Source organism: Microbacterium sp. No. 7 (assembly GCF_001314225.1).
In the GTDB taxonomy this organism is placed as follows: domain Bacteria; phylum Actinomycetota; class Actinomycetes; order Actinomycetales; family Microbacteriaceae; genus Microbacterium.
The window spans coordinates 2,233,874-2,246,226 of record NZ_CP012697.1 but is presented as its reverse complement, the minus strand read 5'-3'; the positions used below and the strand labels follow the sequence as shown (position 1 = coordinate 2,246,226).

Below are 12,353 nucleotides of genomic sequence, written 5' to 3'. Positions count from 1 at the left end.
TCCCGGGCGCTACGCTCGGGGCCATGGATCTCGGGACCGCGAACGCCGGGCCGACGCTGTCGGCCGCGGCGGAGCGGTTCTGCGCGCACAGCGCGCAGGTGCGCCGCCTCGCGGACGCGACCGTGCGGGCGTACCGGTCGGACCTCGCCGACCTCGTCGCCGCGACCGGCGACCTGCCCGTCGGAGAGGTCGGCCTGGAGCACCTGCGCGACTGGCTGTGGCGCGCCACGCAGCGCGGCGACGCGCGATCCACCCTGGCGCGCCGCGCGGCCGCCGTGCGCGGCTTCTTCTCCTGGGCACGGGAGACCGGACTGATCGAGGCCGACCCGAGCGTGCGGCTCGTCGCTCCAAAGCGCGGGCGCACGCTGCCCACGGTCGCGTCGGCGCGCACGATGGCCGCCGTGCTCGACGGTGCGCGGGAGGCGGCGTCTCAGGGCGATCCCCTGGCGCTGCGCGACGCCGCGATCGTGGAGCTGCTCTACGGCGCGGCCGTGCGGGTCTCGGAGGTCTGCGGACTCGACCTCGACGACCTCGACCGGAGCGCGCACACCGTGCGCGTCGTGGGCAAGGGCAGCAAGGAGCGCGTCGTCCCCTACGGCACGCCGGCCGCCCGCGCCGTCGACGCCTATCTCTCCCGCGCGCGCCCCGTGCTCGCGGCGCGCGGCACGGGCGGGCCCGCGCTCTTCCTGGGCGCGCGCGGTGCGCGCCTCGGCCCGCGCGCCGCGTACGACGTCGTCTCGCGCCTGCTGGGGCCGGAGATCGGCGCCGAGCACGTGGGCCCGCACGCCCTCCGGCACTCGGCGGCGACCCACCTGCTCGACGGCGGGGCCGATCTGCGCGCGGTGCAGGAGATGCTGGGCCACGCCAGCCTCGGGACGACGCAGATCTACACGCACGTGTCGGTCGACAAGCTCACGGCGGCATACCGGCTGGCGCACCCGCGCGCGTGACCCGTCCGGCGGGCCGCGTGGTGCCGTGTCATGCCGCGCGTCAGCAGCACGGCAGCAGGATCGCGCGCGGAACCCCGCCGACGAAGAGGCGCGGGTTCACGTACTCGCCGTGCACGCGGACGCCGAAGTGCACGGCGCCGGCGGCGGTGTGCCCGCCCGTGGCGATCTCGCCCACGGGATCGCCACGGGCGACGACGTCTCCGGGCGACAGCGCCGAGGCGACCGGCTCGAGCGTCGTCACGGCCCCCTCGCCGTGGTCGATCGTGATCAGCGGCCGGTCGACGACCGTGCCGACGAACGCGACCGTGCCGGCGGCGGGGGCGCGCACGACGGCTCCGGGCGGCGGCCGCAGGTCGATGCCGCGGTGGCCCGGGCCGTACCGGTGCGCCGGTGCGCGCCAGTCATCGACGATCTCGGCGTCGTCGACCGGCCACAGCCAGGGCTCGTCGGCGCCGGACGGGGAGGCGGCGAGCAGAAGCGCGGCGAGGAGGAGCACGGACCGGGGGAGCGCGAACGGCCGCAGGGAGGGGTGGGACGAGGGGCGAGGGAGACGCATGCGCAGAGCATGGCCGACGTCCGGCTCGCGCGACGACGATTCCCGCGGATCGGTGGACAGATCCGCGGATCCGCGAGCGGGGGACGAGGACTCGTCGGCTGGTATGCTTGTCCTGCACCCCGCGCGTCGGGGTGACTACGCGTGCCCAGAGCGCCGATCGCCTTCGTGATCGGCGCGGCATCCATCTCCCTGCGGTCTCGTCCCACGGCGAGCGGGAGTGTGCCGGGCACCAGGCCCGCCCGGCCGTCGGCCCGGCGAGAATCAACCCACAAGAAACAGGAGAACGACCATGGCCGTCGTCACCATCCGCCAGCTGCTCGACAGCGGCGTGCACTTCGGACACCAGACCCGTCGCTGGAACCCGAAAGTGAAGCGCTTCATCCTCACGGAGCGCAGCGGCATCCACATCATCGACCTGCAGCAGTCGCTGTCCTACATCGACCGCGCCTACGAGTTCGTCAAGGAGACGGTCGCCCACGGCGGCACGATCCTCTTCGTCGGCACGAAGAAGCAGGCCCAGGAGGTCATCGCCGAGCAGGCCACGCGCGTCGGCCAGCCCTACGTCAACCAGCGCTGGCTGGGCGGCCTCCTCACCAACTTCTCGACGGTCAGCAAGCGCCTCGCGCGCATGAAGGAGCTCGAGGAGCTCGACTTCGACAACCCCGCCGAGAGCGGCTTCACCAAGAAGGAGCTGCTGCTCAAGAAGCGCGAGCTCGACAAGCTGCACAAGTCGCTCGGCGGCATCCGCAACCTGCAGAAGACCCCCTCGGCGATCTGGGTCGTCGACGCCAAGCGCGAGCACCTCGCGATCGACGAGGCCAAGAAGCTCGGCATCCCCGTGATCGGCATCCTCGACACCAACGCCGACCCCGACGAGTTCCAGTACCCGATCCCGGGCAACGACGACGCGATCCGCTCGGTGGGCCTGCTCACGCGCATCGTCGCCGACGCCGCGGCCGAGGGCCTGATCCAGCGTCACCAGCCGGCCGGCGAGGCCGAGGCGGCCGAGCCCCTGGCCGAGTGGGAGCGCGAGCTGCTCGAGCAGGGCGGCACCGAGGCGCCCGCCGAGACGGCGCCCGCCGAGGCCGCCGCCGAGACGGCCCCCGCCGCCGAGGCGGAGGCGCCGGCCGAGGCCGCTGCCGAGGCGCCCGCCGCCGAGTAACCCTTCCCATCGATCTGCGGCTCCGGCATCCATCGCGCACGCGTGGATGCCGGAGCCATCGACACCAACCTCGATACCAATCAAGGAGCCGCCACTCATGGCAAACTTCACCATCGCCGACATCAAGGCGCTGCGCGAGCAGCTCGGCACGGGCATGGTCGACACGAAGAAGGCGCTCGAGGAGGCCGACGGCGACCTCGAGAAGGCCGTGGAGATCCTCCGTCTCAAGGGCGCGAAGGGCAACGCGAAGCGCGCCGACCGCTCGACGAGCGAGGGCCTCGTCGCCGCGACCGAGCAGGGCGGCAAGGTCACTCTCATCGAGCTGAACACCGAGACCGACTTCGTCGCGAAGAACGAGCGCTTCATCGCACTGGCCGACCAGGTGCTCGCCGCCGCCGCCGCCGTGGGCGCCGACTCGGTCGAGGCCGCGCTGGCCGCCGACGCCGACGGCAAGACCGTCGAGACGCTGATCTCGGAGGAGGCCGCGATCATCGGCGAGAAGGTCGAGCTGCGTCGCGTGCGCACGCTGTCGGGCGACGCGTTCGAGGTCTACCTGCACAAGACCAGCAAGGACCTGCCCCCGCAGATCGGCGTCGTCGTGGCCTACAGCGGCTCGGACGCCGAGACGGCGCGCTCGATCGCCCAGCACATCTCGTTCGCCAACCCGTCGTACCTCTCGCGCGAGGACGTCCCCGCGGCCGAGGTCGAGAAGGAGCGCGAGATCGTCACCGAGATCTCGCGCAACGAGGGCAAGCCCGAGGCCGCCCTCCCGAAGATCGTCGAGGGTCGCGTGGGCGCGTTCTTCAAGCAGGTCGCGCTGCTCGAGCAGGACTACGCGAAGGACAACAAGCTGTCGGTCGCGCAGGTCGCGAAGGACGCCGGCATCTCCATCACCGACTTCGCCCGCTTCAAGGTCGGAGCCTGACACGTGAGAGGGGCTCGCATCCGCAGGATGCGGGCCCCTTTCGCATGCGTACGGCGATCCGCCCGCGCGCTGAGATAATCGGCACACGCCACGAGAGGAACCGACTGTGACCAACGAACGCACCGACCGCCGACGCGTCCTGCTCAAGCTCTCCGGAGAGGCCTTCGGCGGGGGACAGCTGGGCGTCAACCCCGATGTCGTCAGCCAGATCGCACGCGAGATCGCCGCCGCCGTCGGGCGCGTCGAGATCGCGGTCGTCGTCGGCGGCGGCAACTTCTTCCGCGGGGCCGAGCTCAGCCAGCGCGGCATGGACCGCGGCCGCGCCGACTACATGGGCATGCTCGGCACGGTCATGAACGCCCTCGCCTTGCAGGACTTCCTCGAGCAGGCCGGTGCCGCGACGCGCGTGCAGTCGGCGATCTCGATGACCCAGGTCGCCGAGCCCTACATCCCGCTCCGCGCCGTGCGCCACATGCAGAAGGGCCGCGTCGTGATCTTCGGCGCCGGCGCCGGCCTTCCGTACTTCTCCACCGACACCGTCGCCGCCCAGCGCGCCCTCGAGATCCGCGCCGACGAGGTGCTGGTGGCCAAGAACGGCGTGGACGGCGTCTACACGGCCGACCCCAAGCGCGACGCGTCCGCGCAGCGCATCGACGCGATCACCTACATCGACGCCCTGCAGCGCGGGCTGAAGGTCGTCGACTCGACCGCGTTCAGCCTCTGCATGGACAACGGCATCGACATGCGCGTGTTCGGCATGGAGCCCGCGGGCAACGTGACGAAGGCCCTGCTCGGCGAGACGATCGGCACGCTCGTCAGCGTCTGAGCCGTGCCCGCCGATAGACTGTTCAGACGTATCACCACGACAAAGGAGCACCCGTGATCGCGGACGTTCTGACCGAAGCCGCCGCCCGTATGGACCGTGCCGTCGAGTCGGCGAAGGAGGACTTCGCGACCGTGCGCACCGGCCGTGCGAACCCGCAGCTGTTCCAGCGGGTCCTGGTGGACTACTACGGCTCGCCGACGCCGCTCGCCCAGCTCGCCTCGGTGGGGAACCCCGAGGCCCGCACCGTCGTCATCACGCCCTACGACAAGTCGGCGCTGAAGGCGATCGAGGACGCCATCCGCGACATGCCCAACCTGGGCGCCAACCCGACGAACGACGGCGCGCTCGTGCGCGTGACCATGCCCGAGCTGACCGCCGAGCGGCGCAAGGAGTACGTGAAGCTCGTCCGCTCGAAGGGCGAGGACCACAAGGTGCACCTGCGCGGCATCCGGCGCAAGGTCAAGGACGAGCTCGACGCGCTCACGGGCGAGGTCAGCGACGACGACATCGCCCGTGCCGAGAAGGAACTCGATGCCCTGACGCGCACCCACGTCGACGCGATCGACGAGGCGCTCAAGCGCAAAGAGGCAGAGCTCCTCGAGGTCTGAGGCGTGACTTCCGACTCCTCCGATCCGGACGCCTCGCGCGCCGACGACGCGTCGCCGGACGACGGAAAGCACGACGACGCAACGGCGCACATCGACCTGCCCGGGCACGTCCGCGCCGTGCGCAGCGAGATCGAGCACCAGATCGAGCGCGCGCGCGCCGACTTCGAGCACGTCAACGAGCGCATCAACGAGCGCAGCGGCCGCAATCTGCTGATGGCGATCGCGATCGGGCTGGCGATCGGCATCATCGTCATCGCCTCGCTGATCTTCATCAAGGAGCTCTTCCTGCTCTTCGTCGTCCCGGTCTGCCTGCTCGGGATCTTCGAGTTCTCGCGGGCGCTGCAGGCCAGCGGCCGCCGCGTCGACATCGTGCCCCAGCTCGTCGCGGCGCTCGCCCTGCTGCTCACCGCCTACTTCCTGGCCGCCGACACCGCGTGGGTCATCACGTTCGCGGTCGTCACGTTCGTGGTCGTCTGGCGCCTGATCGTGCAGATGGCCTCGCACGACGGGCGGCGCTACGCCGACGTGATCGCCGACGTGCTGGTCGCCGGGTTCGTGCAGATCTACGTCACGTTCATGGGGTCGCTCGCGCTCGTGCTGCTGCGCCAGGAGCACGGCGAGCTCTGGCTGCTCACGATCATCTCCGTCGCCGTCGCGACCGACACGGGCGCCTACGCGAGCGGCGTGATGTTCGGCAAGCACCCGATGGCGCCGCGCATCAGCCCCAAGAAGACCTGGGAGGGCTTCGCCGGTGCGGCGATCGCGAGCATCGCCGTCGCGACGGCGATGGCGGCGCTGCTGCTGCACCTGCCGTGGTGGACGGGCCCCATCGTCGGCGCGGCGATCCTGGCCTCGGCGACGATCGGCGACCTCGGCGAGTCGATGATCAAGCGCGACCTCGGCATCAAGGACATGAGCTCGTGGCTTCCCGGCCACGGCGGCGTGCTCGACCGCCTCGACTCGCTGCTGCTGTCTATGCCCGCCGCGCTCGCCCTCTACATCGTGCTGTACCCCCTGACGGTCGCATGAGCGGCTCCTCGCTGTTCCCCCGCGACGAGCGCGGACGAGGCTACGACCCCGCGGCCGTCGACGCGTACCTCGAGCGCGCCCGCGCGTCGTTCGAGGCGGACGAGGGCGACGAGGCGCGCCGCGAGGTCGACGCGGCCGCGGTGCGCGCCGTCGGCTTTCCGCTCGTCCGCGGCGGATACAGCGTCGACGCCGTCGACATGGCGCTCACCCGCATCGAGGAGGCGTTCGCCGCGCGCGAGCGCGAGGAGGCGCTCGCCCGCGCGGGCGCCCGCCCGTGGGTCGCGCGCTCGCGCGGGATCGGACAGGAGATCCTCGACCGGATGAGCCGCCCGGAGGGCGCGCGCTTCCGGCGCGCGGGGCTCCTCCGCTACGGCTATCGCGTCGACGAGGTCGACATCGTCGCCGATCGCATCGCCGCCTATCTGGAGACCGGCGCGCCGCTCACCGTCGAGCAGGTGCGCACCGTCGCGTTCCGCATGCAGCGCCGCGGCTACGACGAGGCGCAGGTCGACGCGGTGCTCGACGCCCTCATCGAGATCATGCTGGCAGTGCGATGAGAGTGATCTGCGGCCGGAGCGTGAGACGGGTAGAATCGGGGGCACTGTGACCTCCGACCTGCAGCAGACATCGCCGACCTCCCGCGCCCTGGCGAAGCGTGCGCAGCCCCCGGCTCGCCGCCGTTCGCGTGGTCGCGGCGTCAAGAGCACCCTGGCGCTGCTCGCCGTCGCGGGGCTGAGCGTGGCCTACATCGGACCGATGAGCGGCATCATCGGGACGCCGGAGGAGGCCGTCGCCGCGCCGGTCACGCTCTACGTCGCGACGCTGAAGGACGCGCAGTCCTATCAGACCGGCTCGCGCCACACCGAGGTCGGCGATCTGGGCCGCGGCGACATCACCTACACCGTCGAGCTGATCCCCACCCCGACCCCCACGCCCACGCCCGCACCGGCCTCCTCCTCGTCGTCATCGTCGTCATCGGATTCCTCCGGCTCGTCGGACTCGGGGGAGTCGAGCTGGGCGCCGCCCTTCGTCGCCCCCGACCCCGGGTCGGCGCAGGCCATCGCGTACGACATGGTGCTCTCGCGCGGGTGGGGCGACGACGAGTTCTCCTGCCTGGTCGCGCTGTGGAACCGGGAGTCGGGCTGGCGCGTGAACGCGTACAACGCGTCGAGCGGCGCCTACGGCATCCCCCAGTCGCTGCCCGCGGAGAAGATGGCGTCGGCGGGAGCGGACTGGGAGACCAACCCGGCCACGCAGATCAGCTGGGGCCTCGGATACATCGGCGACCGCTACGGCACGCCGTGCGGCGCGTGGGGCCATTCCGAGAGCTACGGCTGGTACTGACCCCATGCCGCGGTCTCACCGTCGTCGTCCCGAGCGCGCCGACGACTCGTTCGAGCGGCTCCTGAGCGGCTGGAAGCGCACGGAGACCCGCCGCGGCCAGGAGTGGACGGTGCAGCCCGTGAGCGCGGCGCAGGCGCAGAAGGCGTACACGTGCCCGGGCTGCGGTCGCGAGATCGCGCCGGGCGTCGCACACGTCGTCGCGTGGCGCGCCGACGGGGTGCTGGGAGACGCCGCGGACCTCGCGGCGCGACGACACTGGCACGGTGCGTGCTGGAAGGTGGGCTGACGTGGAGATTCGCGGACCGATGCTGCTCCCCGCGCGACGCGAGGAGGTCGAGCTGCGCACGCGCGACGGCCTCACGCTCGTCGGCGAGCTCGCCGTGCCCGCCGACCGCACGCCCGTCGCGACCCTCGTGACGCTGCACCCGCTGCCGACGGCCGGCGGGTTCATGGACTCGCACATCCTGCGCAAGGCGGCGGGCCGCCTGCCGGCGCTCGCGGACCTCGCCGTGCTGCGCTTCAACACCCGCGGCACGACGTCGCCGCGGGGCACCAGCGAGGGGACGTTCGACGGCGGGCACGCGGAGCGGCTCGACGTCGAGGCCGCCATGGACCTCGTGCGCGAGCGCGACCTGCCGGACCCCTGGCTCGTGGGATGGTCGTTCGGCACCGAGCTGGCGCTCAAGTACGGCCGCGAGCACCCCGTCACCGGGGCGATCCTGCTGTCGCCGCCGCTGCACCGCGCCTCCGCGGAGGAGGTCGCGGCCTGGGCCGACGACCCGCGGCGTCTCATCGCGGTCATCCCCGAGCTCGACGACTATCTGCGCCCCGACGAGGCGAGGGAGCGGTTCGCGTCGGTCCCCGGCGCCACGCTCATCGCGGTCGCGGGCGGCAAGCACCTCTGGGTGGGCGAGACGCAGACCCGGCGCGTGCTCACCGAGATCGTCGCCGCCGTCCATCCCGCGGCGCTCCCGCTCGCGACCGAGTGGCACGGCGAGGCGGGGGAGGCTACCTCTCGTTCTGCTGCGGGATGATCACCTGGCGGTAGATGATGAGGATGCTCGCCGCCACGGGGATCGCGATGAGCGCTCCCAGCAGCCCGAGCAGCGAGCCGCCCGCGAGCGCGGCGATGACGACGACCGCGCCGGGCACCGAGACGGCGCGGTTCATGATGCGCGGCGAGATCAGATATGCCTCGACCTGCATATAGATGACGTACCAGATCAGCGCGACGATCGCGGTGAGCGGCGAGCCGAGCTGCGGGATGAGGCAGACGAGCACGATGATCGTCGAGCCGGTGAGCGTGCCCACGAGCGGGATGAGGGAGAAGAAGAACGCGATCACGGCGAGCACGGCCGGGAACGGCGCTCCGATGATGCTGAGGAAGATCGCGCTCAGCACGCCGTTGATCGCGCCGAGCGACACCTGCCCCATGACGTAGTAGCCGACGGATGCCGTGATCTGCTCGGCGAGGTCGATGAAGCGCGGGCGCTTCGAGGCCGGCACGAGCTGGTACACCGCCGCCTTCAGCGACGGCGTCGAGGCCGTGAAGTAGATCGTCAGGATCAGGACGATCAGCGCCCCCGTGAGCCCCGAAACGATCGCCGAGCCCACGCCGATGAGCAGCCCGCCCACCGAGCCGCCGAGTTGCCTGACGTCGAGCGAGTTCCAGGCGTCGTTCAGGTACTGCATCACGAGCTCGACGTCGAGCAGCGGGAAGGTCGTCCGCAGCCAGTCGCTGAGCGCGCCGATCGGGTCGAACGTGCCCGAGAGCACGAGCTTCTGGATCTCGTTCACGAACTGGGTCACCTGACCGACGATGATCGGGACGACCATCAGGATGATGCCGGCGAAGACGGCCAGCACGGCCGCGAAGGTGACGAGGAGGGCCGCCCAGCGGGGGAGCCCGCGCCGGGAGAGCCAGGTCACCAGCGGATCGAGCCCGAGCGACAGGAAGAGGGCCGTTCCCACGTAGAGCAGCACCGTCGAGAGCGTCTCGAGGCTCGTGATGAGCATGAGGCCCACCCCGACGCCGAGCGTGGCGATGAGCGCGGTGCGGAAGGGATGCTGGATCTTCACGGACGAGCCTTCTGTGCGAGCCTTCGATGCGGGGGTGCGGTGCGGGGGTGTGGTGTCAGGATACGCACGCCGTCGTCGCATCCCGTGTCTCCCGGGCCGCTTTCAGGTCGTGTCGGCTAGTCTGGACAGTCGGATCCGTGTCGTCCTGCGGCGTCTGCCGTCGCAGAGAGGTGTCATTTCGTGCGTTTCGTGTGGGCAGTGGTCGCCTTCGTGCTGGCTACCGTGATGATCGGTGCGGGAGTGGCGCAGCGGACCGTGCTGCAGGGGCCGCGCACGGAGAGCCGGGCGATCGAGATCCCCGTCGACAGCCCGTACGTCGTGATCGACGGCGAGGTGCTGACGAGCCACTCCGGATCGCAGACCCTGCGCGCCCGGGGCGACGGCGAGATCCTCGCGGTCTACGGGCGCACGACCGACATGACCGCCTGGCTGGCGCGCAGCGACTACGTGCAGGTGACCGTCGACGACGGCGAGATCGTGAGCCGGGCCGTCGCCGCCGAGCCGGGGGCGACGACGGACGGCGCTGCCGAGATCGCGCCGCTCGACCCGCTCTCCTCGGACCTCTGGCTCGATGTCTTCCGCCAGGACGACCTGCTCATGACCTCTGTGCAGCTGCCCTCCGACATGAGCCTGCTCGTCGCGACCGACGGCGTCGAGCCGGCGCCGTCGGACCTCACGCTCACCTGGCCGACGGGCGTCACGACCCCCTGGGCGGGCCCGCTGATCGTGGGCGGCGGCATCCTCATGCTCATCGGCCTCGTGCTCTACTACCTGGGCGTGCGTCATCTGCGCCGTTCGCGCGGGCCGCGCCGCAAGGGCACGCCGCTGCCGCCGACGGAGCCGATCGAGATCTCGGCCGCCGACAAGGGCGTCATCAGCGCCACGCCGCGCCGGCGCGGCATCGGCTCGGGCCGGCGCACCCTCGTCGCCCTGCCGATCGCGCTCGTCTCGGCTCTGGCGATCACGGGATGCTCGCCCGACGCCTGGCCGGATCTGGCGGGGACGCCGTCGCCGAGCCCGAGCGAGACGGTGGTCGCCCCCGAGGGCCAGGGCGCCCCGGCCGTGACCGAGGCGCAGGCGCAGCGCATCCTCACGCGCATCTCGGAGCAGGTTGCCACCGCCGACGCCGCGATCGACGCCACCGCGGCCGCGGAGCGCCTCGAGGGCGCGGCCCTCGCCGCCCGCGAGACGAACTACCGGCTGCGCACGGCCCTTCCGGACCAGAGCCAGCTGCCGGCGATCCCCGCCGAGGAGCTGCAGTTCCTCCTGCCAGAGGCCTACGACGGCTGGCCGCGCGTGTTCTTCGCGGTCGTCGAGCCGACCCCCGACGATCCCGCCGTCGTCATGTCGATCGCGCAGCAGGATCCCTGGTCGAACTACAAGCTCACCTACATCGCCACCCTCGGGTCGGAGACGAACCTCAACCTCGCGCCGGCGTACGTGGGCGCCCTGCGCATCGACCCGGCGTCGCCCTTCCTCCTGCTGCCCCCCGCGCAGCTGGCGGCGGCGTACGCCGACGTCCTCGACAAGGGCGACGACAGCGAGTACGCGCCGTACTTCGACCGGCAGTCGGACTCGTTCCGCACGCGGGTCGAGGAGGACCGCGCGCGGCGCCTGGAGGACTTCAACAGGACGGGTGCCGAGACCGGCGAGCTGACGCATCAGGCGACGCCCGGCGAGAGCGACCCCGTCGCGCTCGCGACGCTCGACAGCGGTGCGATCGTCGCGGTCACCGTCTACGAGCACGACACCGTCACCTCCACGAACGAGGACGCGGTCATCAAGCTCGAGGGCAACCTGGTGGTCAGCACGCTGGCCGGAGTGGAGCAGTCGCCGAAGGGCTTCACGACCACCTACCAGGACCAGCTGTTCTTCTTCATTCCCGCGCAGAGCTCGACGGAGCTGATCCAGTTCCTCGGCGTCTCTTCGCAGATCCTCGATGCCAAGGAGATCGAATGACCGACGTGAACCCCGGCGCCGTCATCCGCGGTGCCGTCGACCTCTCATCGCTGCGCAACGCCCCGCCCGCGAACGCGCAGCCGCAGGCCGGCGCCCCGTCGCTCGTCGTGGACGTCACCGACCAGACCTTCGCGCAGGTGCTGGAGCTCTCGCGCTCGGTGCCCGTCGTTGTCGACCTCTGGGCCGAGTGGTGCGGCCCGTGCAAGCAGCTCGGCCCCATTCTCGAGCGCGTCGTCACCGAGCTCGCCGGCCGCGTCGTGCTCGCCAAGGTCGACGTCGACGCGAACCCGCAGGTGGCGCAGGCCTTCCGCGCCCAGTCGATCCCGCTCGTCGTCGGCCTCGTCGCGGGCCAGCCCGTGCAGATGTTCACGGGCGCCGTGCCCGAGCAGCAGGTGCGCGAGGTCGTCGACCAGTTCCTGCAGCTGGCCGCACAGCACGGGGTCACGGGCACCGTGCCCGCCGGCGACGCCGCCGCCGACGAGGGCTCCGAGCCGCCGCTTCCCCCGCTGCACCAGGCCGCCTACGACGCGATCGACGCCGGTGACCTCGCCGCCGCGGCCGCGGCGTTCGAGCAGGCGATCGCGGAGAGCCCGCGCGACGATCAGGCGCGTGCGGGACTCGCCCAGGTGCGCCTGCTGCAGCGCGTGCAGGATGCCGACCTGCAGGCCGCACGGGCCGCGGCCGCCGCGACCCCGCACGACGTCGGCGCGCAGCTGGCGGTCGCCGATCTCGACATCGCCGGCGGGCATGTCGACGACGCCTTCGGGCGCCTCCTCGACCTCTTCGCCGAGCTGCCGGCCGACGAGCGCGGTCCCGTGCGCGAGCGCCTGCTCGAGCTCTTCCTGCTCGTCGGCGACAGCGACCCGCGCGTGCTGCGGGCCCGCGGTCGCCTGACGTCGCTGCTGTTCTGAGGCC

At 71.8% G+C, this 12,353-nt stretch carries 14 protein-coding genes; 12 read left to right on the top strand and 2 right to left on the bottom strand.

Features of this window, described 5'->3' with window-relative positions; translation table 11 throughout:
* The first annotated feature begins 23 nt into the window (after nt 1–23).
* Nucleotides 24–950 (top strand): tyrosine recombinase XerC, encoded by a 927-nt coding sequence (locus tag AOA12_RS10295; RefSeq protein WP_054682490.1) that lies wholly within the window; start codon nt 24–26, stop codon nt 948–950.
* Between the two features lie 40 nt (nt 951–990).
* Here the strand turns inward: AOA12_RS10295 and AOA12_RS10290 are convergent, their stop codons facing one another.
* On the bottom strand, nt 991–1,506 hold the full coding sequence (locus AOA12_RS10290) for a murein hydrolase activator EnvC family protein (RefSeq protein ID WP_082406142.1): 516 nt from the start codon (nt 1,504–1,506) through the stop codon (nt 991–993).
* 289 nt (nt 1,507–1,795) lie between these two features.
* On the opposite strand from AOA12_RS10290, the gene rpsB reads away from it, so the two are divergent.
* From rpsB to AOA12_RS10245, 9 genes are all read left to right on the top strand, one after another.
* On the top strand, nt 1,796–2,668 hold the full coding sequence (gene rpsB / locus AOA12_RS10285) for a 30S ribosomal protein S2 (RefSeq protein ID WP_054682489.1): 873 nt from the start codon (nt 1,796–1,798) through the stop codon (nt 2,666–2,668).
* Between the two features lie 97 nt (nt 2,669–2,765).
* On the top strand, nt 2,766–3,593 hold the full coding sequence (gene tsf / locus AOA12_RS10280; RefSeq protein ID WP_054682488.1) for a translation elongation factor Ts: 828 nt from the start codon (nt 2,766–2,768) through the stop codon (nt 3,591–3,593).
* A gap of 106 nt (nt 3,594–3,699) precedes the next feature.
* Entirely contained in the window at nt 3,700–4,419 is a 720-nt protein-coding gene (pyrH, locus tag AOA12_RS10275) for a UMP kinase (RefSeq protein WP_054682487.1), read from the top strand.
* A 53-nt stretch (nt 4,420–4,472) separates the two neighbouring features.
* Nucleotides 4,473–5,027, top strand: a complete 555-nt coding sequence (gene frr / locus AOA12_RS10270) for a ribosome recycling factor (protein ID WP_054682486.1) — start codon at nt 4,473–4,475, stop codon at nt 5,025–5,027.
* A gap of 3 nt (nt 5,028–5,030) precedes the next feature.
* On the top strand, nt 5,031–6,056 hold the full coding sequence (locus tag AOA12_RS10265) for a phosphatidate cytidylyltransferase (protein WP_054682485.1): 1,026 nt from the start codon (nt 5,031–5,033) through the stop codon (nt 6,054–6,056).
* On the top strand, nt 6,053–6,613 hold the full coding sequence (locus tag AOA12_RS10260; protein ID WP_054682484.1) for a DivIVA domain-containing protein: 561 nt from the start codon (nt 6,053–6,055) through the stop codon (nt 6,611–6,613). Before AOA12_RS10265 ends, AOA12_RS10260 begins: the two co-directional genes overlap by 4 nt.
* Nucleotides 6,614–6,659: 46 nt before the next feature.
* On the top strand, nt 6,660–7,400 hold the full coding sequence (locus AOA12_RS10255) for a lytic transglycosylase domain-containing protein (protein WP_231637221.1): 741 nt from the start codon (nt 6,660–6,662) through the stop codon (nt 7,398–7,400).
* 4 nt (nt 7,401–7,404) lie between these two features.
* On the top strand, nt 7,405–7,686 hold the full coding sequence (locus tag AOA12_RS10250; RefSeq protein WP_054682483.1) for a hypothetical protein: 282 nt from the start codon (nt 7,405–7,407) through the stop codon (nt 7,684–7,686).
* Nucleotide 7,687: 1 nt separating this feature from the next.
* Nucleotides 7,688–8,434, top strand: a complete 747-nt coding sequence (locus tag AOA12_RS10245) for an alpha/beta hydrolase (RefSeq protein WP_054682482.1) — start codon at nt 7,688–7,690, stop codon at nt 8,432–8,434.
* Here AOA12_RS10245 and AOA12_RS10240 read toward each other — a convergent pair.
* Entirely contained in the window at nt 8,409–9,479 is a 1,071-nt protein-coding gene (locus tag AOA12_RS10240) for an AI-2E family transporter (RefSeq protein WP_054682481.1), read from the bottom strand. The genes AOA12_RS10245 and AOA12_RS10240 overlap by 26 nt on opposite strands.
* A 180-nt stretch (nt 9,480–9,659) precedes the next feature.
* On the opposite strand from AOA12_RS10240, the gene AOA12_RS10235 reads away from it, so the two are divergent.
* Together AOA12_RS10235 and AOA12_RS10230 are read left to right on the top strand one after the other, a co-directional pair.
* On the top strand, nt 9,660–11,438 hold the full coding sequence (locus AOA12_RS10235; protein ID WP_054682480.1) for a hypothetical protein: 1,779 nt from the start codon (nt 9,660–9,662) through the stop codon (nt 11,436–11,438).
* On the top strand, nt 11,435–12,349 hold the full coding sequence (locus AOA12_RS10230) for a tetratricopeptide repeat protein (protein ID WP_054682479.1): 915 nt from the start codon (nt 11,435–11,437) through the stop codon (nt 12,347–12,349). The genes AOA12_RS10235 and AOA12_RS10230 overlap by 4 nt, the downstream gene beginning before the upstream one ends.
* Nucleotides 12,350–12,353 lie beyond the last annotated feature (4 nt).